This window comes from Atopobium sp. oral taxon 810 str. F0209, from assembly GCF_000466405.1.
Taxonomy (GTDB): domain Bacteria; phylum Actinomycetota; class Coriobacteriia; order Coriobacteriales; family Atopobiaceae; genus Olegusella.
In genome coordinates, this window is sequence record NZ_KE952949.1 from 218,990 (window position 1) to 245,228 (window position 26,239).

26 protein-coding genes are annotated in these 26,239 nt (G+C 47.8%); 23 read left to right on the top strand and 3 right to left on the bottom strand.

The window, feature by feature from the left end:
* Positions 1-14: 14 nt before the first annotated feature.
* The 11 genes from HMPREF9069_RS05195 to holA all read left to right on the top strand — a co-directional run bounded on the left by HMPREF9069_RS05195 (position 15) and on the right by holA (position 10,277).
* Positions 15-797, top strand: a complete 783-nt coding sequence (locus tag HMPREF9069_RS05195; RefSeq protein ID WP_021626123.1) for a dihydroorotate dehydrogenase electron transfer subunit — start codon at positions 15-17, stop codon at positions 795-797.
* Entirely contained in the window at positions 791-1,717 is a 927-nt protein-coding gene (locus HMPREF9069_RS05200; RefSeq protein ID WP_021626124.1) for a dihydroorotate dehydrogenase, read from the top strand. The genes HMPREF9069_RS05195 and HMPREF9069_RS05200 overlap by 7 nt, the downstream gene beginning before the upstream one ends.
* On the top strand, positions 1,711-2,445 hold the full coding sequence (gene pyrF, locus HMPREF9069_RS05205; RefSeq protein ID WP_021626125.1) for an orotidine-5'-phosphate decarboxylase: 735 nt from the start codon (positions 1,711-1,713) through the stop codon (positions 2,443-2,445). The genes HMPREF9069_RS05200 and pyrF overlap by 7 nt, the downstream gene beginning before the upstream one ends.
* Before the next feature lie 43 nt (positions 2,446-2,488).
* The gene (gene pyrE / locus HMPREF9069_RS05210) at positions 2,489-3,142 is read left to right on the top strand and encodes an orotate phosphoribosyltransferase (RefSeq protein WP_021626126.1); all 654 of its coding nucleotides are present in this window, start codon (positions 2,489-2,491) and stop codon (positions 3,140-3,142) included.
* Positions 3,143-3,368: 226 nt separating this feature from the next.
* The gene (gene mihF, locus HMPREF9069_RS05215; RefSeq protein WP_021626127.1) at positions 3,369-3,677 is read left to right on the top strand and encodes an integration host factor, actinobacterial type; all 309 of its coding nucleotides are present in this window, start codon (positions 3,369-3,371) and stop codon (positions 3,675-3,677) included.
* The gene (gene gmk / locus HMPREF9069_RS05220) at positions 3,677-4,267 is read left to right on the top strand and encodes a guanylate kinase (RefSeq protein WP_021626128.1); all 591 of its coding nucleotides are present in this window, start codon (positions 3,677-3,679) and stop codon (positions 4,265-4,267) included. Before mihF ends, gmk begins: the two co-directional genes overlap by 1 nt.
* Positions 4,254-4,550, top strand: a complete 297-nt coding sequence (locus tag HMPREF9069_RS05225) for a DNA-directed RNA polymerase subunit omega (protein WP_021626129.1) — start codon at positions 4,254-4,256, stop codon at positions 4,548-4,550. The genes gmk and HMPREF9069_RS05225 overlap by 14 nt, the downstream gene beginning before the upstream one ends.
* Before the next feature lie 97 nt (positions 4,551-4,647).
* Positions 4,648-5,925 (top strand): tRNA uracil 4-sulfurtransferase ThiI, encoded by a 1,278-nt coding sequence (gene thiI / locus HMPREF9069_RS05230; protein WP_051317795.1) that lies wholly within the window; start codon positions 4,648-4,650, stop codon positions 5,923-5,925.
* Between the two features lie 267 nt (positions 5,926-6,192).
* Complete coding sequence (locus tag HMPREF9069_RS05235) at positions 6,193-6,891, top strand: helix-hairpin-helix domain-containing protein (RefSeq protein ID WP_021626131.1); 699 nt, start codon at positions 6,193-6,195, stop codon at positions 6,889-6,891.
* The gene (locus HMPREF9069_RS05240) at positions 6,884-9,262 is read left to right on the top strand and encodes a ComEC/Rec2 family competence protein (RefSeq protein WP_198009721.1); all 2,379 of its coding nucleotides are present in this window, start codon (positions 6,884-6,886) and stop codon (positions 9,260-9,262) included. Before HMPREF9069_RS05235 ends, HMPREF9069_RS05240 begins: the two co-directional genes overlap by 8 nt.
* Positions 9,263-9,302: 40 nt before the next feature.
* Entirely contained in the window at positions 9,303-10,277 is a 975-nt protein-coding gene (gene holA / locus HMPREF9069_RS05245) for a DNA polymerase III subunit delta (protein ID WP_021626133.1), read from the top strand.
* 291 nt (positions 10,278-10,568) lie between these two features.
* On the opposite strand, the gene rpsT is transcribed toward holA, so the two are convergent.
* Complete coding sequence (gene rpsT, locus HMPREF9069_RS05250; RefSeq protein WP_021626135.1) at positions 10,569-10,832, bottom strand: 30S ribosomal protein S20; 264 nt, start codon at positions 10,830-10,832, stop codon at positions 10,569-10,571.
* 140 nt (positions 10,833-10,972) lie between these two features.
* Here rpsT and lepA point away from each other — a divergent pair, with 140 nt between their 5' ends.
* Positions 10,973-12,787, top strand: coding sequence for a translation elongation factor 4 (gene lepA / locus HMPREF9069_RS05255; RefSeq protein ID WP_021626136.1), 1,815 nt, complete (start codon positions 10,973-10,975; stop codon positions 12,785-12,787).
* Between the two features lie 38 nt (positions 12,788-12,825).
* Here the strand turns inward: lepA and HMPREF9069_RS05260 are convergent, their stop codons facing one another.
* Positions 12,826-13,791 (bottom strand): Abi family protein, encoded by a 966-nt coding sequence (locus HMPREF9069_RS05260; protein WP_021626137.1) that lies wholly within the window; start codon positions 13,789-13,791, stop codon positions 12,826-12,828.
* 20 nt (positions 13,792-13,811) lie between these two features.
* Positions 13,812-14,714, bottom strand: coding sequence for a histidinol-phosphatase HisJ family protein (locus tag HMPREF9069_RS05265; RefSeq protein WP_021626138.1), 903 nt, complete (start codon positions 14,712-14,714; stop codon positions 13,812-13,814).
* Positions 14,715-14,797: 83 nt separating this feature from the next.
* Between HMPREF9069_RS05265 and HMPREF9069_RS05270 the strand changes: the two genes are divergently transcribed.
* From HMPREF9069_RS05270 to ispH, 11 genes are all read left to right on the top strand, one after another.
* Complete coding sequence (locus HMPREF9069_RS05270) at positions 14,798-15,874, top strand: tRNA dihydrouridine synthase (RefSeq protein ID WP_021626139.1); 1,077 nt, start codon at positions 14,798-14,800, stop codon at positions 15,872-15,874.
* A complete protein-coding gene (gene hemW / locus HMPREF9069_RS05275) occupies positions 15,871-17,094 on the top strand; it encodes a radical SAM family heme chaperone HemW (protein ID WP_021626140.1) in 1,224 nt (407 codons plus the stop codon). The genes HMPREF9069_RS05270 and hemW overlap by 4 nt, the downstream gene beginning before the upstream one ends.
* The gene (locus HMPREF9069_RS05280; protein WP_021626141.1) at positions 17,091-18,104 is read left to right on the top strand and encodes a CPBP family intramembrane glutamic endopeptidase; all 1,014 of its coding nucleotides are present in this window, start codon (positions 17,091-17,093) and stop codon (positions 18,102-18,104) included. Before hemW ends, HMPREF9069_RS05280 begins: the two co-directional genes overlap by 4 nt.
* A 117-nt stretch (positions 18,105-18,221) precedes the next feature.
* Positions 18,222-18,623 carry a VOC family protein gene (locus HMPREF9069_RS05285; protein WP_035438520.1) on the top strand — a complete coding sequence of 134 codons (402 nt, stop codon included), beginning with the start codon at positions 18,222-18,224 and terminating at the stop codon, positions 18,621-18,623.
* Between the two features lie 45 nt (positions 18,624-18,668).
* The gene (locus tag HMPREF9069_RS05290; protein ID WP_035438521.1) at positions 18,669-20,660 is read left to right on the top strand and encodes an ABC-F family ATP-binding cassette domain-containing protein; all 1,992 of its coding nucleotides are present in this window, start codon (positions 18,669-18,671) and stop codon (positions 20,658-20,660) included.
* Complete coding sequence (locus HMPREF9069_RS05295) at positions 20,657-21,352, top strand: site-2 protease family protein (RefSeq protein ID WP_021626144.1); 696 nt, start codon at positions 20,657-20,659, stop codon at positions 21,350-21,352. The genes HMPREF9069_RS05290 and HMPREF9069_RS05295 overlap by 4 nt, the downstream gene beginning before the upstream one ends.
* Positions 21,352-22,164 (top strand): segregation and condensation protein A, encoded by an 813-nt coding sequence (locus tag HMPREF9069_RS05300; protein WP_021626145.1) that lies wholly within the window; start codon positions 21,352-21,354, stop codon positions 22,162-22,164. The genes HMPREF9069_RS05295 and HMPREF9069_RS05300 overlap by 1 nt, the downstream gene beginning before the upstream one ends.
* A gap of 2 nt (positions 22,165-22,166) precedes the next feature.
* Positions 22,167-22,904 (top strand): SMC-Scp complex subunit ScpB, encoded by a 738-nt coding sequence (gene scpB / locus HMPREF9069_RS05305; protein ID WP_021626146.1) that lies wholly within the window; start codon positions 22,167-22,169, stop codon positions 22,902-22,904.
* Positions 22,897-23,697, top strand: coding sequence for a pseudouridine synthase (locus tag HMPREF9069_RS05310; RefSeq protein WP_021626147.1), 801 nt, complete (start codon positions 22,897-22,899; stop codon positions 23,695-23,697). The genes scpB and HMPREF9069_RS05310 overlap by 8 nt, the downstream gene beginning before the upstream one ends.
* A 72-nt stretch (positions 23,698-23,769) precedes the next feature.
* Positions 23,770-25,314 (top strand): (d)CMP kinase, encoded by a 1,545-nt coding sequence (cmk, locus tag HMPREF9069_RS05315; protein WP_021626148.1) that lies wholly within the window; start codon positions 23,770-23,772, stop codon positions 25,312-25,314.
* A gap of 49 nt (positions 25,315-25,363) precedes the next feature.
* Positions 25,364-26,212 (top strand): 4-hydroxy-3-methylbut-2-enyl diphosphate reductase, encoded by an 849-nt coding sequence (gene ispH, locus HMPREF9069_RS05320; protein WP_021626149.1) that lies wholly within the window; start codon positions 25,364-25,366, stop codon positions 26,210-26,212.
* The last annotated feature ends 27 nt before the right edge of the window (positions 26,213-26,239 follow it).

Sequence of the window (26,239 nt, forward strand, 5' to 3'; positions counted from 1 at the left end):
GAAATAGGGTGAAAATGAGGACAGAGGGTATCAAGCAATATGACTTTAGCGTGGTGTCCAACGCTAAAGTTGCAAAAGACGTGTATCGCATGCAAATTTTGGCACCTGAACTTGCCAAAAAGCTTATGCCAGGTCAGTTCATCAACCTTGCCGCACCTGGCGATCCGTCTCATATTGTGCGCCTACCTCTGTCCTTTGCTTCAACTGACTCGCAAGAGGGTACAGTTGAGCTCATCTATGCAGTAGTAGGTGAAGGCACACATCGGCTTTCTCACATGAGGGTTGGTGCGAGTTCTACTTTGATTGGTCCATGCGGCAAGGGGTGGAATCTAAGCAATAATCGTCCTGCTTTGCTAGTAGCTGGTGGTGTTGGTGCACCTCCTATTGTTGCTGCGGCGCGTGGATTAAAAGAACAGGGCGTGGAGCTTTGCGTTGTTCTTGGTGCGCGCTCAGGAGAGCGTCTTTGGGGCGAGTCGGTGCTTAAAGATATGGGTGCCACAGTCATGGTAACTACAGATGATGGAAGTTACGGTAGGCAAGGCTTTACAACCGAGGTTGTAGCAGAGCTCTTACCAGGGGATTTCGGACAGATTCTTACCTGTGGTCCAAACCTTATGATGGCTGGTGTGGCCGCACTTGCTGAAAAGGCAAAAATAAACTGCCAAGCTTCCTTAGAGCGGATGATGACTTGCGGTTTTGGAGCCTGTCATACCTGTAATGTTGCCATGAGAGCAGGTGGCTATAAATTCTGCTGTACAGATGGCCCTGTCTTTGATGCCAAGGAGGTGGCATGGTGAGCACCCCTTTGATGGCGGTAAACCTTGGTGGTATTCATATGCAAAATCCCGTGAATACCGCTTCGGGTACCTATGGGTTTGGACATGAATTTGAGAGCTTTTACGACGTTGCTCGCCTTGGCGCAATTACTTGTAAGGGCTGTGCAGCAAAGCCTTGGGATGGCAATCCCGCACCTCGTATGTGCGAGGTCAGCTCAGGCATTATGAATACGGTAGGACTACAAAATGTAGGTATTCGCGTTATGGTGGAGTCTGAAGGTGACTATCTTCAGGGATTAAGTCAGCGTGGCTGTGCCGTAATTTTGCAGGTCGCAGGCCATTCCATTGATGAATATATTGCGGCAGTAGAGCTTTATGAGGAGCTGGCGCCTTGGGCTGCAGGACTTGAGCTTAATATTTCTTGTCCTAATATCGCTGCTGGTGGTGCTGCAATGGGAGCTACCCCTGAGACTGCAGCAAAGCTTATGCAAGCAGTGCGTCCTCGTACCAAGCAACCTCTTATTGTCAAAATGGCACCAAGTCGTGTGTCAGAAATTGCGCGTGCTCTTGAGGATGCGGGTGCAGATGCCCTGAGCCTTATTAATACGATCCCCGCCATGTCTATTGAGGTGCATACACGTCGTTCTCGTCTCTCTCGACCTACTGCAGGCTTGAGTGGTCCTGCTATTCATGCTATTGCAGTGCGTATGGTCTGGGAAGCTCACAAGGCATCAAGTCTTCCTCTCTGTGGCATTGGCGGCATTACCAATGGCACAGATGCTGCGGAGTTTATCTTGGCGGGAGCTACGGCAATTTCGGTTGGTACGGCAAATCTGACTGATCCCATGACGGCGGTTCGCGTAGTAGATGAGCTATATGACTGGGCAAAAAATCAGGGTGTTTCGGATATTAATGAATTGATAGGAGCTTTTGAATGCTAAGCCTTCCTTTGTCAGTTGAACAAGCTCGTGATGCAGTGATCATGGCGCTTGACTGCAGTCATGAAGAAGCACTTGAATTGGCTGCGCAGCTCGAAGGTCGTGCTCGCTGGGTCAAAGTGGGTATGACTCTCTACTATGCTTGCGGACCAGCTATTGTCCAGGAGATGCATGAGCGTGGGCTCAAAGTCTTTCTTGATCTCAAACTGCATGATATTCCCTTCCAAATCAGAGGAGCAGCCCGTGCTGCGTCGTTGGTAGGGGCAGATATACTTTCTATCCATGGCCTTGGCGGTGCTGAGATGGTAGGCGAAGCACGCTTGGGCACTGAAGAGGCAGCCGAGATACGCGGTGAGCGCACTAAACTTGTGGCAATTTCAGTACTAACCAGCATGAATCAAGAAGCTTTGGCATCTATTGGTGTGCAGTCTACGGTCAAAGAGGAAGTTTCTCGTCTTGCAACTTTAGCTGTAGGAGCAGGTTCTGATGGCATCGTCTGTTCTCCTCAGGAGGCAGCCGAAATGCGTGAACTATTGGGTCCTGATGCTCTCATTGTGACACCTGGCGTACGTCCTGTAGGCGCTACCATGGGAGATCAAAAGCGTGTCGCTACTCCTGCTGCTGCGATTGCGGCAGGTGCCTCAAAGCTGGTTGTCGGAAGACCTATTACCAAGGCAGAAGATCCCGTTGCTGCCTTTGATGCCATTGTTGCTGAATTGACCGCTAACTAATCGTTGTTATAGAGTCGTTTTTGTCAAAAGAGGAGAAACTCCTATGAATTCCCTTATTCATGCTGCATCTGCCACTGAGATTGCTCATGCTCTGCTTTCTATTCGTGCAGTTTTTTTGAAGCCTGATGATCCTTTCACGTGGGCCAGTGGTATCAAGAGTCCAATTTACTGTGATAATCGTCTGACTCTTTCATATCCGGAAGTACGTACGCTCATTGATGAATCTATCGCTGCTCGTATTGCCGAGCTTTATCCCGAAGCAGAAATGCTCATGGGAACTTCTACTGCAGGAATTGCCCATGCCGCTATTGCTGCTGATCGTTTGGGTAAGCCTATGGGTTATGTTCGCGGCTCTGCAAAAGATCATGGCCGCAAAAATCAAATTGAAGGTCACTTGGAGCCTGGTGAGAAGGTTGTTATAGTTGAGGATCTTATCTCAACGGGAGGTTCTGTACTCGATTGTGTTTTGCCCCTGCGCGAAGCTGGTGCTGAAGTGTTAGGTGTGGTGTCGATATTTACGTACGGCATGCAAAAAGGCCTGGATCGCCTATCGGCAGAACATGTTTGCAATACTAGTTTGTGTGATCTTGATACGCTTGCAAAGGTGGCGGTCGAAGAGGGATATATCAAGGCAGCGGATGAGGCTCGTTTGCTGGCTTTTCGAGATAACCCTGCTGATGAGTCTTGGCGTGCTTAGTTTTTGAAGACTGGTCTTGTCCTTCTTTTATGCTAAAAAAAGCGTGTATAAACGTACGTAATGTGACGAAGAGGGCTAAAAAACCGCGTTTTTGCAGCTCATACTTGCATTTAGACAAATTTGTGGCACACTAAATGTCCGTGCAAGTCAGCTGCGTCCATGAGATGTGCGACTGGCGCCCTTTTTTTGAATTGCATTTAGGTACTTTGGATGTTTGGAGGACTTCATGGCACTACCTCAGCTGAGCGATGAGCAGCGTAAGGCAGCACTCGAGAAAGCGGCTGCAGCCCGTCATGCTCGTGCAGAGCTTCGCGATAAGATTAAGAACGGTCAAGTTTCTTTGCAGGAGGTTCTCGATTCTGATGACCCCATTGCTGCACGTATGAAGGTCTCTGCTCTTATCGAGTCTCTGCCTGGTTATGGCAAGGCAAAGGCTACCAAGATTATGGATGAGCTGGGCATTTCTGCCACTCGCCGTGTCAAGGGCTTGGGCGCTCGTCAGCGCGAGCAGCTGCTTGAGGTGCTTTCCAAGTAGTGGAAGTCACACCTCGTCTCTTTGTAATTTCAGGTCCTGCTGGTGTAGGTAAGGGTACTTTAGTTGCGCGTGTTCGCGAAATACGCCCTGACCTAGAGCTGACAGTATCTGCTACAACGAGGCAGCCTCGGCCAGGGGAAATTCCAGGAGTTTCGTATCACTTCCTCAGCGATGATGAGTTTTCTCATTGCGTTGAGGAAGGTTTGTTCCTTGAGTGGGCACAAGTTCATGCTCATCGTTATGGCACGCTTATGAGTGAAGCTACCGAGCGCATGAATAGAGGTGCTTCAGTCATCCTTGAGATTGACTGTCAAGGCGGGTTTAATGTCAAAAAAGTGCGGCCTGATGCTGTGCTTATCTTTATTGAGCCGCCTTCCTTTGAGGAACTCGAGCATAGACTTCGTGGTCGTGGTACTGAGGACGAAGCGCAAATCACTCTTCGCCTTGCGAATGCAAAAGCTGAAATAGAGGCTGGCAAAAAGTATGATGTGCGTATAGTCAACGATGACGTTGAACGAGCTGTTCAAGAGCTACTTGATGTCTTTGCAAGGTATGAGAAAGACGGAGGTCTTACCAATGTCCGTGGTTAAGCCTGAGATTGATAACCTGCTCGACAAATGTGAGCGCAATCCTTTTTTGCTCTGTGCTGTTGCTTCCAAGCGCGCTTGTGATATCAACAACATGGTGCGTGGTCAGCATCTTCGCGTGACTGCAATCCAGGATTACGATGACATCACTACTGTCGTTTCTGGTGAGGATCCGGTTTCTATTGCTATGGGCGAGATTGAGGATGGTACGCTTTCTTTTGTTAAGGAAAGCTTTGATGAGCGTCTCGCTGGAGCAAATAAAGAGGCTATGCATCAAAGCATCTAGTCTCTGCTCACAGATGTAAGCTGTGGACCCCGACTGTCGTCTTGGCAGTTGGGGTCTGTATTTGTCAATTCGCAGTATGTGCGAAGGGAGTGTGGACATGTCTGAGCGAGTATGTCTGGTCCACTATCACGAGATTGGTCTTAAGGGAAAGAATCGTTCTACTTTTGAGAACCAACTTGTTCGCAATATTAGTCATGCCGTCAAAACGCTCCCCGTGCGTGAGGTTAGACGTATCGCAGGTCATCTCTTGGTCACACTTAAAGATGAATCTGCTGATCAAGAGATTGCGGCTGCACTGCGTCAAATTCCAGGGATTGCGCGTGTTTCTTTGGCATGGTGTTGCTCTCTTGATGAGGATGAATATTGCGCGGCTGCCATACGAGCTTTGTCTGAAGTAGGGGAGTTTGAGACGTTCAAGGTGCACGCACATCGTTCTTCTACCAGCTATGAACGCCATTCTATTGAGATAAATCAGCTGGTAGGAAGCATTCTTTGCGCGCAATTCCCCGAGAAAAAAGTCAAGATGCATCATCCAGATGTACAAGTTAATGTCATCGTTAATCAAGCACGTGTCTTTGTGTATGCACTCTCCGAACGTGCAGTAGGTGGCTTGCCCGTGGGGACTGCGGGCAAAGTTGTTACTCTGCTCTCATCTGGTTTTGATTCTCCTGTGGCTACTTGGGCTGTTGGTCGCCGTGGTGCTATTTGTGTACCTGTGCACTTCTCGGGTCGTCCTATGACTGCCGATACCAGCGAGTGGCTGACGCAGGACGTATGCCGTGCTTTGGCTCCTTCTGGGGTTATTGGTCGTTTGTATGTTGTGCCTTTTGGTGAGAAACAGCGTGAGATTTCGTTGGCTGTTCCGCAGAAGCTGCGTATTATCATGTACCGTCGTGTTATGTTTGCCGTGGCAGAGCGTGTTGCACGTCTTGAGGGTGCAAAGGCGCTGGTAACTGGTGAATCCTTGGGTCAGGTTGCTTCCCAGACGCTCGAGAATATCTCTGTGGTCAATGAAATCGCATCCATTCCTGTATTGCGTCCATTAATTGGCTCTGACAAGCAGGAAATTGTGGAGCGCGCGCACCAGATTAATACCTTTGATATTAGCTGCGAGACAGCTCCGGACTGCTGTACGCTCTTTATGCCGCGCAAACCCGAAACTCATGCAAAGCTTGATGAGGTGCATGCCGCTTGGGATTCTTTTGACCACGATCAGATGATTGAAGATTTGATTTCCAATATTGAGTACGTGGACTTTGATCAGTGTCCTAGTTATCATGCGCCTCGCTGCCTGCGCCACAAGCATGGAGAGCTTGCTCGTGCTTGGGCAGATAAGGATGATGCGGAAGCAGTAGAACTAAGCATGGAGGCTTAACTTTCCCTTAGCTTGGTGCTATGTTTGGCACATGAATTCTACATAAGATGAATTTTGCGAACAGCCTTGTCAGAGGGACGAGGCTGTTTTTTCTTATATGCAAGCTACGAATAGTAAAATTTCAACAGCAGGTCTATGAGCTGCTGCTTTGCTGATATATGTGCGTTAGAGTGCAGCTGACAGTCAGTTTGAGACAAGGCTAATCGATAAAGTCGGTATCATTGCCGTGACCCTCCTTCAGGCTTATAAGGTGAAGGAGGAAGTTCAATGGCTCAAAGACGTCATCATGCTAGTTTTACTATTTTTGGACGAAGCATCGACCGTAAATCAGCAGTTGTATTGTGTGTTTGCACTGGCCTTATTATCCTACTGAGTGTTGTATATAACGGCATACTCGCTGTGCCAACAGCAGTTCAGCTTGATAAGAAACTTGAAGCACCACAGCAGAACTCTCGTGAAAATCAGTCCAAAAAGAACTCATCACAAATCAAATCAGATACGTCTATCTCCCCAAAACGCTTCTTGGTAGATGTGAGTGGAGCGGTTGCAAAGCCTGGAGTTTACAAGTTGGGCACAGATGATGCACGTGTGACTGATGCCATTGAGGCTGCAGGAGGACTTTCTGATGATGCGGATAGAACTCGCATCAATCTGGCCCAGAAATTAAACGATGGAGAAAAGGTTTATGTACCTCGCATAGGAGAAGATCCGGGGATAGACAGCCAACTCACCTCAAAGCTGCCAGCAGAGTCTTCATTGGACACTTCACATCGTGGCTTGGTAAATATCAACACAGCTGATGAGACGACTCTGCAAACTCTTTCTGGAGTCGGTGAGGCAACGGCAAAAGCCATTATCAAGGAGCGAGAGACGAATGGTGCGTTTGAGAGTCCTGAGGATCTCATGCGTGTCTCGGGTATAGGTGAAAAGAAGTTCGCGAAGCTCAAGGATGATATCTGTGTTTGAGCCTAAGCTTGAGCTCCCACCACGTCCTTCAATTCCTTTTCTTAGTTGGACATTGGTAGGAGTATTGCTTGTCTCTTTCTTGTTTCTACGTTATTTGCCTTTGAAGTTGGATGCACGCCAGTGGAACGTGTTGCTTATAGCAACGGGCGTCTATATCCTGGGCAACTTGCTTGTTATTAGCAAGATGTCGGCTTCTGCCAACAAACATACTATTAAAGCTTTGCTTGTTGGTATTTGTATGGGACTTGTAGCAGTAGAACTTTTTGTTGTGCGGGGTTTTACGGTAGCTTCTGCTTTGGAAAATTCCAATCTTTCTGCTTGGCAGTTTCGTGTTGTGGGGGACTGCAAACAAACTCGTTTTGGCTGGCGCTGCCGAGCTCAGGCCCATTCAAATGAGGGACACAGTGTTGACGTATGGCTAAGTTTGCATGAGCCCGTAAATTACGGTGAACAACTTGTCGTAGTAGGACGCTATAAGCCTTTGACTAATGATAGCTGGGGATATCGCTCAAGGCTGCAGGGTATTTGGGGTGAAGTTTCGGTTCGCTCAATACGCAAGTCAATACATCCTCAAGGCTTATTGGCCATACCTATTATGTTTAGGCGACGGGCACTCTCAAATTTCCGCCCAGAAATAGGAGCAAGTCGAGCAGTACTTGCTGGTGCTGTGTGTGGTTACCGATCTAGTCTAGATGCACAAGGGCTAAATGAGCTTTTTTCTGCTTGTGGCGTAGCGCATTTGATGGCGGTATCAGGTGGGCATATTGCTATCATTTCTAATCTACTTCTACAGCTAGCCAAGCTCTTACAACTCAAACCAGGTAGTCGCGCTGTTTTGAGTCTTTGTATTTCTGCTCTTTTTGTCTTGAGTTGTGGCGCCCCTCCTAGCGCAATACGTTCTTGGATAATGTCAGCAGTTGCTGCGCTTTCTTGGTGTGTGGGTCGACGTAAGCACACCCTTTCAGCCGTGAGTTTTGTTGCGCTTCTTATGGCAATTTGCAATCCTGGACTTGTGGGACAGCTTGGCTTTCAGCTTTCGGTGCTTGCAGTAGTGGGGCTTTGTCTGTTTTCTGTATATGCCAACTATGCACTGAAAACTCTTTTTGCTTTTCCAAAACGAAATCGCCTGCCAAGAAGGCTCCAACGCGCGCTTAATGAAGCACGTTCAAGTTGTGCTGCAAGTCTCGTTTGCCAAACAGTTACCGTACCGCTGACACTGCCGCTCTTTTCTCTTATATCATTTGTTGCTCCACTGGCAAATAGTATGGTTATGCTGCCCTTTACAGCTCTTGTTGTTTGTGGAGCTTTAGCTGCTAGTACTGTGGATATTCCCTTGGTGAACAAAATGTTTCTTACCATCTGTGACGTCTGTGCAAATTTTGTACTTACTATTTTGCGTCTACTTGCATCATTTCCTCTCGCATGCATAACGGTGGAGTTGGGAAATAATGTGGGTGAACTGCTCTTTTTACTAATGATTTTTGCTTTGCTAGTTGCCCTTTATCGTCTGTGGCCGCCCATACAAAAGAAAATCTGTATCAAGCTGTTTTTGGTAGTTGTACTTGCCTTTTTTGGTTTCTTTGTACGATGGCGTTATTTTGCTCCCGCGCGAATGGTGGTACTTGATGTCGGCCAGGGTGATGCCATCTTGGTTCAAGAGGGGGCACAAGCCGTGCTGATTGATACGGGACCTCCAGATACGCTTAACATTGCCCTTGCACGTCAAAAAGTATTTCATTTGGATGCGGTTATTTTGACGCATCAACACACAGATCATGTAGGTGGAGTAGCTGATCTTGCGTACAAAGTTCCTTGCGAACAGATATATTTTGCCGAAGGTGTCACATCCGAACTTTCTCCTGAGCTGGAGTCTGCATGCACGGCATTGGTGGGGACCCAACTCAAAGAGCTGTCCTATGGGGATACATTGCATGTGGGGCAATTTGTCTTAAGGATGATTTGGCCTCAAATGCCCGTAAGTGGACTTGAAAATAAAGATTCAATACAGTTGGATTTGCTTTATCAAGATGACAAGCGGGAATTTCGAGCTCTGCTTACGGGAGATGCAGAAAAAGAGGAACTAGCAGAACTCCTCGCAACGGGCGATATTGGCGATATTGACGTTTTGAAGCTAGGACATCATGGTTCAAAAATTTCTTTAACTGCAGAGCAGGCGCAAGAACTTTTGCCTGAGCTTTGTCTTGCCAGCGCGGGTGAGGGAAATAAGTATGGGCATCCAGCAGGCGAATGTATTGAGATAGTCAGAGGCGTTGGATCACGTTTTCTATGTACGATTGATTGTGGTGACATCTGTGTAAGTCCTGCCGAAGGGGGACCTGCCATCGTATGTCAAAAGAGTTTTGCAGACTAAAGGTATTATCTAAGTCATAAAACATGCGAGGGGAGAGTAGATGCCAGCAACAAAAAACAGTGCAATGCTTGTGGCTTATGCGGCAATTGGTAGTGATGAGCGCAAAAAAAAGTCCGTTGTGGATAGGCTCAAAAAGCATTTAGCTGCAGGTATGGAAGCTTTCAATTTGGATGAAATAAACGCTACGTCTGAACTTGATGCAGCTACCCTATTGGGTTCGCTCAATACTCTCCCTTTTGGGGCAGATAGGCGTTTTGTTATCGTGAACGCCGCTGATCGTCTAGATAAGACGGTCAAAGATATGTTGGTGGATTATCTTTCAAATCCCAATGGTGTATGTACGCTTTGCTTACTTTTTGACTCGTTGCCAAAGAATACCCGTCTCTACAAGGCCATAGCTTCTATCGGGCCTAAAGCAATTATTGACTGTGTACCAAAAAGGAACCGTGCGCTTGTTGCGGAAGTAAATAAGTTTGCACAGGCACGAGGAATGTATATTGATGGTCCCGCGGTTGACGAGCTTATTAAGCGCTCAGGAGAGTCTGGAAAACTGCTAGAAAATCAAGTTTCCCAGCTTTGTACGCTTTGTCGTACACAAGGACATATTAGCTACAACGATGTCGTCAACAACATTTCGCAAACCGCAGAAATTAAACCTTGGGATTTTCTTGATCCTGTCTGCGAACGCAATGCGGTTAAGGCGCTAACCCAATATCATCTGATGGCAAAACCCTCACAAATCGCCCTTCTCGCAATGTTAGTTGGTCGTTTGCGTGAGTTGATTTGTACTCAAAGTTTGATGGCGCGAGGCCAAGAATACGCACTAGCTTCTACGTTAGGTAAGCGAGATTTTCAGATAGATAAGTACAAACGTTGGGTAAGAAATTTTGCTCCCGGTGAACTCAGTCGGTTTGTGAGAGCTTGTGCTGACTGCGACCGAGCTCTCAAATCAGGTGCTGATCCTGACATAAGCTTTACCCAGCTTATTTTGCAAATCTGCGGTGCTGTTCAGTAGTACGCCTTTGCTTTGCTGCATCCCGTAGCAAGAAACTGCAAACGGTTCAAAACCGTCGTTTGAAATTGCAAATGCGCAGGATTGAATTTGAGAATCAAAGAATTATGAACCCTCTTCGAAAAGAGAGGTCTGTCGATGGGATGCCTGCTGAAGAGAGAGACCTGCTTGAAGAGATGCCTGCCGAAGAGAGACCTGCTTCAGCGAGAGTTGAAAGAAAAAAAGACTCCGCAGCTTTTTACTACGGAGTCCGCAAATGCAATGTAGTTGCAAAAACTTTAGGCTACAAAAACCTTAGGCCATCTTGTTGACCATGTTCTGAACGCCAGACTTGCGCTCAGCGGCTTGATTTTTGTGAATGATGCCCTTTGCTGCAGCCTTGTCAAACTTACGACCAGCAGCGTTTGCAGCGAGCTGTGCTGCATCTTTGTCGCCAGCCTCAACAGCAGCGACGACCTTTTTTACATAGGTCTTGAGCTCAGAGCGTACTGCCTTGTTACGCTGACGAGCCTTCTCAGCGGTGAGAATACGCTTCTTCTGCGACTTGATGTTTGCCACGTGCTTTTCCTTTCAACCAATCATCAATGAGGCCTCTACGCTGAGACAAGCGACGTCTGGAAGCGTGGGGGCACAACCAGACGGGAGGTCAACCTGTGAAGTATAACACTCAGAGGGCTAACTGAGGTATTATCTTTCCCATGAATACTACAGACACATCACACATCCGTAATTTCAGCATCGTGGCTCATATCGACCACGGTAAATCGACGATCTCTGATCGCATTCTTGAGCTTACACATACCGTTGAACAGAGAGATTTGACCTCTCAGATGCTTGACAGTATGGACATTGAGCAAGAGCGTGGCATCACAATCAAGTCGAATGCCGTGCGCGTGCTCTATGATGCTGACGATGGCGAAACCTACACCTTCAATCTTATTGATACTCCAGGGCATGTTGACTTTACCTATGAGGTCAGTCGTAGTCTTGCTGCCTGTGAGGGAGCAGTACTGGTGGTAGATGCTACCCAAGGCGTGGAGGCACAGACGGTTTCCAATGCCAATCTTGCGATGAATGCCAATCTTGATATTGTGCCTGCCATCAACAAGATTGATTTGCCCTCTGCACATCCCGAGGAAGTAAAAGCCGAAATAGAGGATGCTCTTGCCATTCCTGCTGATGATGCTGTGCTTGTCTCGGGTAAGACGGGCGAGGGTATCCACGATTTACTTGAGTCTATTGTCTATTTGGTGAAGCCCCCTACAGGAGATGAAACTGCGGCTTTACGGGCACTTGTTTTGGATTCCTACTTTGATGCGTATCGTGGTGTCGTTGCAACAGTCCGTGTCTTTGATGGCTCTATATCTGCTGGTGACAAACTGTGCATGATGGCTTCTAATACGCCATTTTTGGTGGAAGAAGTGGGATGTAAGCGTCCGCTCGAGACTCCCTTAAAGTCACTGGATGTAGGTGAAGTAGGCTATGTGGTGACTGGTCTTAAGGACCCTGCTTTGGTAAAAGCGGGCGATACCCTTACTGGCCAAAACCGTCCGTGTGCCCAGCCTTTACCAGGTTATCGTGAAGTTAAGCCGATGGTCTTTACCGGGCTTTTCCCGATTGACAATAAAGACTACGAGAATCTTCGTGATGCCCTCACCAAGTTGCGTGTTAATGATCCAAGTTTGGTATGGGAACCCGAAACTTCGGTTGCTTTAGGCTTTGGTTTTCGCGTGGGTTTCTTGGGTTTGTTGCATATGGAGGTTGTTAAGGAACGCTTGGAGCGTGAATTTGATCTTGACCTTATTGCCACAAGCCCCAGCGTTAACTATCACGTTTATCTGACTTCAGGTGAGATGATTGAGCTCACAAGTCCCCAAGATATGCCTGAGCCTACACGTATTGAGCGTATTGAGGAGCCTTATCTTAAGGCCGAGGTCATCGTGCCACCTGAGTTTGTTGGCGCGGTTATGGATTTGACTGTTGAACACCGTGGCACCTTCGTCAACATGGTTTATCTCTCAGATAAGTCAGTTGAGATGCACTGGGAGATGCCACTTGCAGAGCTTATTCTTGACTACTTTGATCAGCTTAAGAGCCGTACCAAGGGCTATGCCAGTCTTGACTATGACTTCTATGAATACCGCGAGAGTCCTCTCGTTAAACTCGATATTTTGCTCTCGGGTGATGAGGTGGACGCATTGTCATTTATTGTGCACAAGGACAAGGCATATACGCTCGCGCGTGGTCTTTGCGACAAGCTCCGCGAGCTTATTCCTCGTCAGCAATTTGAAGTACCTATTCAGGGTGCTATTGGCAACAAGATCATTAGTCGTAGCACGGTGCGTGCGCTTCGCAAAGATGTCCTTGCTAAATGCTATGGCGGTGATATCAGCCGTAAGCGTAAGTTGCTAGAAAAGCAGAAAGAGGGCAAGAAGCGCATGAAAACCCTCGGTTCGGTTGAAGTGCCTCAGGAAGCCTTTTTGGCTGTGTTGCGCGTGGGCGACGATCAGTAGGACTTCTTTAAAATATTGCAGCAAAACAAGCCTGGTGTTTAACGCCAGGCTTTTGCTATGAACATAAAAAATCGGTAGCAAGACACGAGTGCTTCATTGTCTGTATACCAATCTGCATGCTTGCGTGCACGAGCAAAGAGTTTGTCAAGAGATGTATGTGCATATGTACGTCGCCGCTCATCTCGAACAAGCTCTTTGGAACACCAGAGTGCGGCAAGTAACTCTAGAGTGCGCGGATTGGAAGTCCAGCGTTCAATTTCCTGCTCACTTGTAATGCGTGCACTTTTTAGTGCCTGTGTGAGTAATAGGGGAGTTTCATAGGGAGTATAACCAGATGCTATGCCATTGAGAATGCAGGAACCATGTGCACAGGCATTGCGCAAATCTTTGGTATCTTTAAGCAGATAGCGCAGCTGTATTAGCTCTTCACTATGCCATCTACGCGCACAGAAACCCCAGAGGTCAAGAAAGTCTCCAAAATCAAATACTTCGGCTATAACCCAGAGCGGCATGTCTCCTACATATTTATCAATGAGAAGCCCTGAATAGATGTCATTATCCCCGCGGCGACTTTCCAGCTCTGCCATAAGCCGTTCCTGCTTACCGGCGGATAGACTGCTGATATAAGCCTCAACAATTTCGTAGGGATCTTCGTGTTTTTTGTTTGCAAGATAGAGTAGCTGTAATTTGGCAGAGTGCTCTACATCTAGGGCTAGTGGCAAGAAGCTCAAGCGAAGTTGGTGGTCAATCTCAGTCAAATCCATGAGTTCGGCAAAGTCGAGTCCTATATAACTACTTGAACCATCGGCATGACGGAGCTTGGGAAACAGCGATTTATAGGATGCAGTACGCATAAAGCCGCCTGTATCACGTAGGTAGCGAGCGGCAGTATTTTGATCAACACGCTCAAAACTAATACCACGGGATGCAAGGTAAGAGATCTGGTCTTTTGGGTTAAGCGTGGGACCAGGTTTGCCATGCCAGCGTGTCGTATGTTTTGCCATATTTATCTTCCGTTTCTAACCTAGTCGAAGCGAAGTAGGCTTCCTGCCATGTGCTCAAAACGGTAGACACCCTCAAAGCCTAATGTGCGTAGTAAATCATAGGCTTGACGTAGGTAACTGCCGAGGTGAGCAGGCTGGTGAGAATCACTTCCCACCGTGATAATGTGTCCGCCTAAATCGCGATACAGTGACAAAATTTCTTTGCAAGGTTGCCAATCAGACAGTCCGTAACGTACCGATGAGGTATTAAGTTCGATGCCCTTACCATCACTAATTGCTTGCTCAAGAATTGCGGCAACTACCTCGCGGTAAGCAGTAAAAGGGCGCCTATCAGCGGGGTTGTCACGTTTAATAGCATCCAGATGCGCCAGTACGTTATAGCCCTTGAAAGTTTGCTGGCAGTCTAAGATTTCTTCATAATAAGCCTGCGTGATAGCTTCGGGTGCTTTGCCTTTTTGGTAGTCGTTTGACCAGAACTCAAGATCCTCAATCTGATGGCAAGAAAGCAAAACAAAATCAAGTTCATCTTTGCGTGCATCTACCAAATGCTGATTGGAATCGATGGTGTGTCGTTGTACTCCCAATTCCAGTCCGCAGCGTACGCTTAATTTACCGCCCCACCAATCATGTTGAGCTGTACCCCAACGTTCACGAGCTGCAGCAATAGCAGGAAAGTAGTGCTGATAGTCAACATTGGTGACATTGCGAGCAGATTTATAAGCTTCTCCTGGCTTGGCGTAACTCTTATCAAAGAGTGTGCCAGCAGCATCAAGAGGACTGAGATCGTATTTAATGCCGTAATCTACATGGTCAGTAAAACAAATTTCGTCAAGACCAAGACGACAGGCATCCCTACATACTTCTTCAATAGGGTAGTTAGAATCATCTGAAAAAATACTATGCACGTGGTAATCCGCATACATATAATGCCTCTTTCTAGAGTGCGTGTCTGTCCGTATGAGGACACTATTGCTATTCTAATTGAGTTACAGCAAAGGGAGGAAATGTGCAGCAGACAGCACAAGAGGTACTTGAACAGTATGCACTCGCCGCGGGTTTAATGACCACTTGGGAAGACGTACCTCAGCTTAAAAGCCTTACCGAGCGCTTGCAGTCCAGACCATATTTGATGGCTCCCATGGCTGGTGTGAGTGATGTTGCGTGGCGCATTATGGCGCGTGCGGGTGGGGCAGCTTTAGCATATAGCGAGATGGTGTCAGTTGCAGGTATTCACTTTGGTGGTGATAAAACCTGGGAGTTGGCGTTGCCGCATGAGTTCGAACCAGAACTTGCGGTTCAACTTTTTGGGGCTCAAGTCGAACAGTTTCGTGAGGCGAGCGAGCAGGTAGTAAAGCGTGTAGGCAAAAAACTCGTGCTTATTGATATTAATATGGCCTGTCCTGTGCCTAAAGTGACTCGCAAGGGCGAAGGTTCTGCTTTGATGCTTGATTCTGGTCTTGCGGCAGAAATTGTAGTTGCATGCCGTGAAGGTGTTGCAGCAGGGGCGGCCCATTTGGGCATAGAGCCTGTGCCAGTAACCTGCAAAATTCGGCGCGGCTACAAGATGGATAACGAGCTTGCACCAAACTTTGCTCAAAAAATGCAAGAGGCAGGCGTCTCAGCAATTGCGGTGCATGGACGCTTTGCCAATCAGTTTTATCGTGGTGAGGCTGATTGGTCGACAATTTCGCGCGTGGTGGATGCAGTGGATATCCCCGTTATTGCTTCAGGTGATATCAAAGATGCTGAGTCTGCACAATCAGCACGAGAGCAGACTGGTGCCACAGCCGTGATGGTGGCTCGTGGTACTTATGGCAATCCTTGGATTTTTAAAGACGCACAGCTGTTGCAGATGGGAAAGATTCCTCCTCAGCATGATCTTCATCAACGACTTGCAGCTTTTCGTTGTCATGTTGCTTTGCTTGAAGCTACGGGGGTGCATATTGCTCGGGCACGTAGTATCGCAGGCTGGTACTTTAGGGGGATTCCTGATGCTGCAGAATGGCGCAACCAGGCTATGCACTGCTTGGATGCCCAGTCCTTTATTGCCATGGCAGACAAAATTGAAGAGACACTCTCATGAGCTGGGATAAGCGTTTACACGAAGACGGTTTTGAGGCTATTTACCTGCATATACCCTTCTGTATAAAGAAATGTGCCTATTGTGATTTTTATTCACTTGCAACGCCGCACCATGCAGCTGTGATGCAGGACTACCTTGATGCTTTAATTGCAGACCTACACCGCGCGGCAACGGCTGGCTTGCTTGAGCATAGTCGGTGGGCCTATATAGGTGGCGGTACACCTTCGATGTTAGGTGATGGTTTAGTGCAGCTGGTATCTGAACTTCGCCAAAGCTGTCCTGAGCTATGTGAACTCAGTAGCGAGGCAAACCCTGAGTCACTCTCGGCGGGACTTGTGTCAAAACTCAAGGAAGCAGGTCTTACTCGTCTTTCGGTGGGTGTACAGTCGTGCAATGACAAAGAGCTTAAAGCCTTGGGGCGCGTACATGATGCAGCCTGTGCAGAGCTGTGGGTAAAAGAGGCGGTTGCGGCAGGTCTTGATGTCTCGTGCGATTTGATGTGCGCAATACCCTTGCAGACTGCTCAAAGTTGGAAAGATAGTCTCGACAAGCTTATTTCTTGGGGACCGACCCACATCAGTGTATATCCACTCCAAATTGAAGAGGGAACTGAGCTTGCCTACAGATTAGGCGACGAGAATCCAGCTTGGAACGATTCTGATGTCCAAGCAGAACGTATGAGCTATGCAGCTGATAAGTTGAGTTCAGTGGGTTTTGAGCGTTATGAGGTGGCAAGTTTTGCCAAAAATCATAAGTTTTGTCAGCACAACCTCAGCTATTGGCAAGGACGTAGTTATTTGGGTTTGGGGAAAAGTGCTGCAGGTATGATGACGGCCGAATTGTACGGGTGCATGCGGGTACAAGGCTATGCTCTACCTAAACTTGAGGATTCTTTTAAGCGCATCCGTACAAAGCGGACAGGTGATAAGCTTGAACTCGAATTTTTGACAGAGCGTCAAGCTTGTGCAGAAGACTTAATGCTGAGCGCCCGCTTGGTTGAGGGGATTTCAGCCGATCAGCTTGACTATGCTCAGTCGATTTTGGGAAAAGCAAGACTTGAGAGACAGATAGAGCAACTCATCAAACGGGGGCTTTTGCAGTCAAAAGGACAATGCGTGGTGCCTACCCAGCAAGGTTGGCTCTTAGGTAATGAATTGTTTGAGATGCTTTGGTCGCTTGCGCCTGAGTTTGAGACCAAAACTTTGGAGGTTACATTATGAGTGAAGCAATGCCGCCAGTTCCCACTGGCTTTGTCCCCATAACTGATAGTGACACGAGTACATCCTTACAACAAACTTCCCAATCAACAGCCTCTCAGCCGCAGGAAAAGATTATTCATGGGGGCTTTCGTTGGTTGCTGATGATTGCTCTTGTCTGTCTTGGTGGCTATCTAGGGATTCAAATCCTAGCAACTGTTATTTTTATGTTGACGGCATTTATTGCACAGTTAAACCTGCCTCAAAATACGCTGATTGAGTATTCACTTTTGCTCGCGCAGCTAACAACAGTGGTCATCGGTCTTCCCCTCTACCGTTATTTGCGTCTTATTAACTCGCGTCGTCCAATTGTGTTTAAAGATAAAAAGACTTGGCTGGATAGCGTGCTTGCTCGTAAAGATTGGCAGGGGAGTGTCAGCAAAAAAATCATTGATGTGATTTCTATCATCGTTATCGGCATAGCATTGCAGCTTGTTATTTCTGCTGCCCTTACCCTGATTGAGCCTTTTATCCCAAAGCTGATGGGTGAATACAGTGAACTTATGGAGCAGGTATTTGATACCAACTGGACATCAATTATTGCTCTGGTGGTAATGGCACCCATTAGTGAAGAGATTTTCTTTCGTGGTGTTGCCCTTGAGTATGCTCGTCGTTCTAGTACCAAACTCTGGTTTGTTGTTGTGGCGCAAGCTTTAGCCTTTGGTATTGCTCATGGCAATCTTGTGCAAGGGACCTATGCTTTTGTAGTAGGTGCGGTGCTTGGTCTTATCTGTCTGAGAGTTGGAGGACTTCCCACCTCAATAATCGGACACTTTGCAGTAAATGCTTCTTCGTTTTTTGTAGGCTATTTCCTTAATCCCGCTATGCGTCTTGGCGAAAAATATCTAGGCGGCGGTGATATTGGCCTTATGTTGATTCTGCTTGTATTTGCGGCTGTAGGTATTGTGTCTTATCGCGTTCTTGTAAAGAGGTCAGCTCAAGATCAACAGACCCCTCTAAAACTTGATATTTGAGGTGGGAAAGTCATGGTAGAACCTATAGAGCATGGCGAGCTTGGGTATGCGTGCGTATACTAAGGGTCTCTGTGTATGTGCTTTGGGCACATACTGCAAACTTTCGGAGGGGTAGCTATGGCTGAGAATCTGCAAAAAAATGATGTGACGTCGGAAGATCCCGTTGAGCTCTTTGGTCTACGTATTGCACACGTGGGTATTAATGCCGCCGACGATGCAGAGGCAGAAGAAATTGCCAGCCAGTTTGATGCTCTGATGGGGCTGCCCCGTAATGTTTTGGCTCCTGTGTCAGTATTTGCAGGCACATTGATTGAGATTATGAAGGGCGTAGGGCGTGGTGAACGCGGCCATATTGGTTTTCATGTTGATGATATTCCCGCTGCTGAACGTTGGTTTGCTCAGCGAGGTTTTGAAATTAACGAGTCAAGCCGTGCGCTAAATCCCGATGGCAGCACTCATCTGGTGTATTTCAAGCAAGAAATTGCTGGTTTTGCAATCCACCTCACTGATGACGAGTAAGACAGCAGCCGTATTTTGGCGGCTCAAGACAGGACGAGTACTACTTTGATAGCTCTTGCAGATAAAATTTCAAAATCTTTTGGTGGGCGTGTGCTCTATTCGGGAGCAACGTTGCAGCTTAATGCTGGCGAGCGGTGGGCCTTGGTAGGCCCTAACGGTGCCGGTAAGACTACCTTGCTCAAGATTGTTATGGGTCAAGAAGTACCTGATGAGGGTACGGTAAGTTTTGCTCGCGATGTACGCGTTGGTTATCTTGAACAGGAAACCAAGCTTGATGGTGGTAAAAGTGCATTGCGTGAAGTTACTGACTCTGCAGAAGAGATTCGTGCTCTCGAGCGTCAAAATAAGGAGTTAGAAAAACAGATTTCGCTTTGTGGTGCTGGCCCCGAGTTGGATGTTTTGCTTGAGCGCTATGCAGCAAGTCAGGATCGTTTTGAGCGTCTAGGTGGCTATGAATTGGAGAGCCGTGCCCGTGCAATTTTGGGTGGACTAGGTTTTCCCGTGGAAGATTTTGATAAGCCTGCAGATGAGTTTTCGGGTGGTTGGCAGATGCGCATTGCATTATCCAAGCTACTGTTGCGCCATCCCGATTTGCTTTTGCTTGACGAGCCAACCAATCATTTAGATCTTGAGAGCGTTCAGTGGCTAGAACAATTTATTGCAGGCTATGATGGCGCGGTGCTTTTAGTGTCCCATGATCGTAGTTTTATGGATGCCTGTGTATCCCATGTTGCATCCCTTGAAAACCGCCACCTTTATACCTATACAGGTAACTATTCTGGTTACCTGCACCAGCGTGAGGATAATTTGTTGCAATTGCGTGCCAAGCGTGCGGCGCAGGAGCGCGATATTGCTCACATGCAGGTGTTCATTGATAAATTTCGTTACAAACCTACCAAGGCAAAGCAGGTTCAAGAACGTATTCGCCGTGTTGAGCAGATTCGGTCTGAGCTGGTTGTGTTGCCCGAGCAGGCTCATAAGGTGCACTTCCGTTTTCCTGAGCCACCGCGTACGGGTGACCTAGTTGTCAAACTCACAGATATTGCAAAATCTTTTGGGGCTCACCATGTGTATGGTGATGTCAATTTGAGTCTCTATCGTGGAGATCATGTTGCACTCGTTGGTCCTAATGGTGCTGGTAAATCCACGCTTATGAAGCTTATTTTGGGGCTTGAAGCGCCAAGCGCTGGTAGCATTGAGTTAGGACAAAATGTTAGTACTGCTTACTACGCTCAGCATCAGCTAGAAAGCCTGAACGAGAGTAATACGGTACTTGCAGAGATGGACACCGTGGCTCCTGGTTGGACAAGTTCTGAAGAGCGTAAGTTGCTTGGTGCCTTTCTCTTTCATGGTGATGATGTTGACAAGCATGTATCAGTGCTTTCTGGTGGTGAGAAGGCACGCCTTGCTTTGGCAAAAATGCTCGTGGCTCCCGATCCTCTGCTGTGCTTGGATGAGCCAACTAATCATTTGGATATTGATTCGGTTGATGTGCTTGAAAGTGCACTTGTATCCTTTGCAGGTACCATCGTACTTATTAGCCATGATGAGCATTTAGTGCGAGCGGTAGCAAACAAAGTCATTGATGTGCGTGACCACAAGGTTACACTCTACGATGGTGACTACGAATACTTTGAGTTTAAGCGCGCTGAGCTGGCTGCTCGCGCTGCTAACCAATCGGCTGCAACAGTTGTTCAGACAAAGGTAGAAACCAAGGCTGCAGCTGAAGTACCACAAATACCTGGCCGCAACGTCAAGACGCGCGAGCAGCGTCGTGCTGAAGCAGAGGCACGTCAGGCTACAAGCAAAGCACTTCGTTCCACAAAAAAACGTCTCGCAGAAGTTGAGGCAGCGCTTAAGCCTGCACAATCCCGCTATGAACAACTGATGAAACTTATGGCAAGTGAAGAGCTCTATGCAGATGCCACCAAGTTTGATCAGGCTATGAAGGAATACGAGGCACTCTCAAAGAAGATCCCCCTGTTGGAAGAAGAGTGGCTTGAGCTTTCCACCGAAATAGAGGAGGCGTCTATATGAGTACGGCGTACGCCCAGTTTACAAAGATCATAGTCATTGTTATTTCCGTGGCGATAGTAATGATTTCTGCCACTTTGCATGAGATTTCCCATGGCTATGCTGCTTATAAACTAGGTGATCCTACGGCGAAATTGCAGGGACGTCTCACACTTAACCCGCTTGCTCATATCGATCCTATTGGCTCATTTGCTTTGCCGCTTGTCTTGGCACTTGCACACGGCCCCATTTTTGCATTTGCAAAGCCTGTACCTTATAACCCGCGCTTTCTAAAAAATCCTCAGAGAGACGAGCTGTTAGTCGCTCTTGCAGGACCTATGTGTAATCTAATTCTTGCGCTTATCGGTGCCGGTTTGTGTCATTTAATTTTTCCTCATGTGATTTGGGCTGATTATCTAACGAGTCAAGGCTGGAGCTATTGGGTAGTTACTGTTTTATTGAATTTTTGCTACATCAATTTGGTGCTTTGCTTTTTTAATTTGATTCCCTTGCCCCCACTGGATGGTTCAAAGATTGTGTCACCTTTCCTTAAGGGTGAAGCTCGACTGTGGTACTACAAAATCGAGCGCTACTCTATGCCTGTATTGCTTGTCCTGCTTTTTTTGCTGCCAAGCTGGCTTAATATTGATCCCATATCTTCTTATCTCAATTTGACTGCAGGACGTTTATTTGACTTTTTGTTGATGGGTCTGTGATGTCATACCGGATTCGTACCCAAGCATATTCAGGACCCTTTGATCTGCTACTGCAACTAGTAAGTAGACAAAAGCTTGATGTCGGCGCTATCTCGGTAGCTGAGGTTGCCGATCAATATCTGGCAGAAGTCGAGTCAATGGGCTCGATGGATTTGGATGTCGCTAGCGATTTTGTGTTGGTGGCTGCCACCTTACTTGATCTTAAAGCGGCCGCTCTCATTCCTGAGGATTTTGGAAAAAAACGTGCTACGTCAAGCGAAGATGATGACGATGATGAATTTTCAGGTCTTACACCCGAGGCTGCTCGCGAAGTTTTGATTGCTCGCCTGATTGCATACAAACAGTTTCGTAATGCCGCTGCCGCTCTTGTTTCTCGTCAAGAGACTGAGGCATTGATGGAGCCACGTACAGCAGGTCCCGATCCTGATTTTCTTGGTTTGATGCCTGATTATCTTGAAGGCATTACACTTAGGTCACTTGCAGTTATCTGCGCGGATCTCGATAGTCGTCGCGAAGCAGTTCTTTTGGAAGCAGAACATGTGGCTCCCAAGCGCCTACCCTTGGCTTTGACTGTGGCTGCAGTAGATCGTATGGTACGCACACGCACACAGGTGCGTTTTTCTGAGTTGATTGAGGGTAAGCGTACGCCCGAGTCTGTTGTTGCGGCTTTTCTTGCCATGCTGGAGCTGGCTGGTCGTGGTGCTGTGACGCTCAGCCAGAATGAGCCTTTTGGTGATATTGAGGTAAATCATGTTGAGGGAGCTCCTGCTTTTGATGCAAATGCAGACCTTTCGAGCGTGGGTGAGGAGTAGGGATGTCTGATTTTGAACGTTTGAGCAATCAGTCGCTCAAAGGTGCTCTCGAAGCACTGCTCTTAGTGTCTTCTGAGGCAGTTTCTGCTCTTGACCTTGCCAAAGCTGCCGGCTCAACACCGGGAGAGACTTCTGCCACTCTCGCTGAACTTGCGGCTGAGTATGCCGATACCAATCGTGGCATCCAGCTCCGTGAAGTTGCTGGTGGTTGGCGCTTTTTTACCCATCCCTCCTATCATGATCAAGTTGAGGCCTATGTGCTTTCGTGGGACAAATCTCGTCTGTCCCAGGCTGCTCTTGAGGCCTTAGCAGTCATTGCTTATCACCAGCCAGTAACTCGTGAGGGTGTGCGCGCGGTGCGCGGTGTCAACTCCGATGGTGTTATTGCCTCTTTGGTAGAGAAGGGCTTGGTGCGTGAGGTGGGGCGTGACCGTGTTCGTGGTCAGGCGATTGTGTATGGTACTACCCGCGCTTTTCTTGAGCGTTTTGGTTTGAAATCGTTGCGCGATTTGCCTCCTCTGGAGGATTTTGCTCCTGATGAGGAGTCACGCCAGTTTATTCGCGAGCGTCTTTCGGGTGCAAGCCTCGGATCTACTCTTGATGAAACTACAGAAGAGCTTGAAGCTGAGCGTGATTTACTTGATACCAACTACGATGTAGATGATTTGTCTGATGAAGAAGTTTCTTTTGCTCAAGTGGAGCCAAAAGTTGCAGTTGAAAGCGATAGCGCAGATGAATGAGACTTCACATCAGACAGATGAGCGTATGGTTCCTTTACGGCTGCAGCGTTTCTTAGCACGAGCAGGTGTTGCGAGCCGTCGTAAGTCCGAGGATTTGATGACAGCTGGTCGCGTATGCGTTAACGGTGTTGTGGTAAAGGAGTTAGGTAGCAAGGTAGATCCACTGGTAGATGAGGTTACGGTTGATAACAAAAGGGTTCATTTTGCAGATGGTCCCGTGTATTTGATGCTCTACAAACCTCAAGGCTATGTCACTACGATGAACGATCCTCAAGGTCGTCGTTGTGTTGCTTCTTTGGTGCCAACCAAGCTTTATCCAGGCCTTTTTCCTGTGGGGAGATTGGATACAGATACTACAGGATTGCTCTTTTTTACCACCAGTGGTGATATGGGACAGGCTTTGCTCCATCCTTCAAAGCATGTGGATAAACACTATATTGCTCTTGTCAAAGGTGTGCCATCGCAGGCTGAGCTTAAACGCTTGCGCAAGGGCGTGCCACTTGACGATAGGATTTCTGCTCCAGCAGAGGTAGAATTACTTCCTGTTGATACTTCTGAGGCACAAGCAGTGATTCCGCAGGGTTTACCGAGAGGCACTTCTCTTGTTGGACTTACGATTCATGAAGGCAAAAAGCATCAGGTTAAGCGTATGCTGTCCTTTATCGGACATGAGGTTCTAGCTTTGCACCGTGATAGTTTTGGACCTTTGCACTTGGTGGATATCAAACCGGGACAGTGGCGTTTGCTTACGCAGCAAGAGCAGTACGCTATTGAGCAGGCTGCGGGTTTATAGGGGCGCCGTGCAGGATAGGATTAATATTTCTGCTAGCATCAATCTTTTAGCACGCAGCATGAGAGGAAAAGCATGAGAGTTGCCATTGATGGCCCGGCAGGCTCGGGCAAGTCAACCGTCGCACGAGCAGTTGCTGAGCGCTGTGGCCTTACGTATTTGGACACAGGTGCGATGTATCGCGCGGTTACTTGGAAGTGTCTCGTTAATGGCGTGCCTGTAGATGATGTCAAACGTGTTGCTCACCTAGCTCAGACTATCTCAATTGAATTTGGTCTTGATGATAGGGGACAGACCGTTTATGTTGATGGCGCTGATGTAACTGCTGCTATCCGTACTCCTGGTGTCGATCGCAATGTCTCTGCAGTTTCTGCAATCCCTGCAGTTCGCGAAGCGATGGTTGCCCGTCAGCGTGAATTAGGTGCAACAGGTGATGTGGTAGCTGAAGGTCGCGATATTGGTACGGTTGTTTTTCCAGCTGCAGAGGTCAAAGTATTTTTGACTGCTGATGCCGCTGCTCGTGCCCATCGTCGTACTATGCAGCGTGAGGGTCTCGATGCTGCCGTAGATGCTGGCGCGACTGCCAATGCAGAAGAAGAAAAACAGGTGCTGAATGATATCTTGCGTCGAGATCAACTGGACTCCACACGTGAAGTAGCACCGCTTCGTCCAGCTGAGGGAGCTTGCCACATCGATTCATCAACTCTTACGGTAGAAGAAGTCGTGGCACGTGTGGTTGCGCTGATTGATGATGTGCGGACGACACAGTCTGGTATAAAGGACGAATTTGTCCCTTTTGTTAAAGGCGGTGAACAAAAAACCGCTGAAGTCACGTCTCAATCTATAAAGTCTGTTGCTCACAAATCGTCAATTGTTCATGAAAAAGCGGAGCCTTTGCGCGCTTTTGCAGGTAATAGTTTTGATGATTACCGAGATCATGCTATGTGCGAATATCCGCGACCTGCAAAGCTCCTCATTGGTTTTGTGGTGGGCGTTGTGGGCTTTGTGACCAAGCTGTTGTGGCCTTGGACATTTGAGGATGGTGAAAAGCTTTGGGCCAACCGTAAGGGTCGTGTTATCATTATGAATCACGTCTCAATGTTGGAGCCAGTTGCAGCCTATGTCACTTTGTATGTGCATGGTATTCGATGCCGTTTTATCTACAAGAGTGAGTTTGATAAAAATAAATTAATGAGCTGGTTGCTTTCAAGAGCGGGTGGTATTCCCGTAGAGCGAGGTACAGCAGATCTTAAGGCAGTGCGCCGAGCTGAGCGTGCACTCAAGCGCGGTGAATGTGTTGTGGTTTATCCTGAGGGTACACGCATTCGCAGTGACGAGGAACCCATTGAGATTCATGGTGGCTTTGCCTTGATGGCACAGTTGGGTAAGGCAGATGTGCAGCCCACAGCCGTAGTTGGGGCGCGCCAAATTACCCCTCAAGGCACTCATTTCAAACGTCTCTTTTGGCGTGTCTTCTTCAAAGTAGGCGATCCTATTTCTTTTGCGGATATTCCTGCTAAAGGTCGTAAGGCAAAGGCACGTGAGATGGAGCGCATTGCTATGGAGCGAGTCTATGCGCTGCGAGATGAACTGCGAGCCAAGCACCCAGGCAAAGAATAGAGAGTAAGACCTCTGCAGTCTTGTGGCTAGCCTGAAAGGAGCTCTATAGATGCCAGAAATTCGTATCGCTCGCGAGGCAGGCGCTTGCTATGGTGTGGGCCGTGCACTCGATATGGTACGCAAGGCAGCACAAGCAGCTCCTGGTCATGTGCGTACACTAGGCCCCCTTATTCACAATCCAACGGTTGTAGCTGATTTGGAAGCTTCTGGTGTTGAAGTGGTTGAGCAGCCTCACGAAGCTGCTGGCAATACTTTGGTACTACGCACGCATGGTGTGACACCAGAGGTTGAATCTGCTGCTCGGAAGGCCTGCTCAGAGGTTATTGATGCCACTTGTCCTTTTGTAAAACGGGCACACAATGCAGCTGAACTTCTTAGCCGCGAAGGCTATCAGCTTATCGTTGTGGGTGAGGTGGGACATCCCGAAGTGGAAGGCACGGTAGGGCATGCCCCTGAAGCTTTGATTGTGGGAGATGCTTCAGAGCTCAAAGATGTGAAAATTTCCCGTCGTGTGGGCATGGTGGTACAGACCACAATGACGCGAGATCGCGTACAAGGGATTATGAATGCGTTGCTTCCTTTGACCGATGAATTGCGCGTAGTGAATACCATTTGTGAGGCTACCTCATCGCGTCAACGTGCAGCAGCTGAACTGGCGACTGAGGCAAATGTAATGATTGTTATCGGTGGACGTAATTCCGCCAATACCACTCACTTGGCTGAAATTTGTGCTGAGCACTGCAAAAAGACGCACCATATAGAGGGACCTAGCGAGCTTGAGGCTGATTGGTTTGTTGGTGCAGAACTGGTGGGTATTACCGCAGGCGCTTCAACGCCGACTGATCAGATTGATGCGGTACGGAATCATATTGCCAAGCTCTGTACGGCAGCTCAATAATAAAAATTGATATATCTACGCTCTAAA

Excerpts from the sequence above, each read along its gene's own strand:
- HMPREF9069_RS05235 (WP_021626131.1), top strand. The coding sequence starts at position 6,193 with ATGGCTCAAAGACGTCATCATGCTAGTTTTACTATTTTTGGACGAAGC.
- HMPREF9069_RS05195 (WP_021626123.1), top strand. The coding sequence starts at position 15 with ATGAGGACAGAGGGTATCAAGCAATATGACTTTAGCGTGGTGTCCAAC.
- HMPREF9069_RS05300 (WP_021626145.1), top strand. The coding sequence starts at position 21,352 with ATGTCATACCGGATTCGTACCCAAGCATATTCAGGACCCTTTGATCTG.
- pyrE (WP_021626126.1), top strand. The coding sequence starts at position 2,489 with ATGAATTCCCTTATTCATGCTGCATCTGCCACTGAGATTGCTCATGCT.
- thiI (WP_051317795.1), top strand. The coding sequence starts at position 4,648 with ATGTCTGAGCGAGTATGTCTGGTCCACTATCACGAGATTGGTCTTAAG.
- HMPREF9069_RS05295 (WP_021626144.1), top strand. The coding sequence starts at position 20,657 with ATGAGTACGGCGTACGCCCAGTTTACAAAGATCATAGTCATTGTTATT.
- scpB (WP_021626146.1), top strand. The coding sequence starts at position 22,167 with ATGTCTGATTTTGAACGTTTGAGCAATCAGTCGCTCAAAGGTGCTCTC.
- HMPREF9069_RS05280 (WP_021626141.1), top strand. The coding sequence starts at position 17,091 with ATGAGTGAAGCAATGCCGCCAGTTCCCACTGGCTTTGTCCCCATAACT.
- HMPREF9069_RS05260 (WP_021626137.1), bottom strand. The coding sequence starts at position 13,791 with ATGGCAAAACATACGACACGCTGGCATGGCAAACCTGGTCCCACGCTT.
- holA (WP_021626133.1), top strand. The coding sequence starts at position 9,303 with ATGCCAGCAACAAAAAACAGTGCAATGCTTGTGGCTTATGCGGCAATT.
- HMPREF9069_RS05200 (WP_021626124.1), top strand. The coding sequence starts at position 791 with ATGGTGAGCACCCCTTTGATGGCGGTAAACCTTGGTGGTATTCATATG.
- HMPREF9069_RS05310 (WP_021626147.1), top strand. The coding sequence starts at position 22,897 with ATGAATGAGACTTCACATCAGACAGATGAGCGTATGGTTCCTTTACGG.
- pyrF (WP_021626125.1), top strand. The coding sequence starts at position 1,711 with ATGCTAAGCCTTCCTTTGTCAGTTGAACAAGCTCGTGATGCAGTGATC.
- mihF (WP_021626127.1), top strand. The coding sequence starts at position 3,369 with ATGGCACTACCTCAGCTGAGCGATGAGCAGCGTAAGGCAGCACTCGAG.
- HMPREF9069_RS05265 (WP_021626138.1), bottom strand. The coding sequence starts at position 14,714 with ATGTATGCGGATTACCACGTGCATAGTATTTTTTCAGATGATTCTAAC.
- ispH (WP_021626149.1), top strand. The coding sequence starts at position 25,364 with ATGCCAGAAATTCGTATCGCTCGCGAGGCAGGCGCTTGCTATGGTGTG.
- cmk (WP_021626148.1), top strand. The coding sequence starts at position 23,770 with ATGAGAGTTGCCATTGATGGCCCGGCAGGCTCGGGCAAGTCAACCGTC.
- hemW (WP_021626140.1), top strand. The coding sequence starts at position 15,871 with ATGAGCTGGGATAAGCGTTTACACGAAGACGGTTTTGAGGCTATTTAC.
- HMPREF9069_RS05225 (WP_021626129.1), top strand. The coding sequence starts at position 4,254 with ATGTCCGTGGTTAAGCCTGAGATTGATAACCTGCTCGACAAATGTGAG.
- HMPREF9069_RS05285 (WP_035438520.1), top strand. The coding sequence starts at position 18,222 with ATGGCTGAGAATCTGCAAAAAAATGATGTGACGTCGGAAGATCCCGTT.
- lepA (WP_021626136.1), top strand. The coding sequence starts at position 10,973 with ATGAATACTACAGACACATCACACATCCGTAATTTCAGCATCGTGGCT.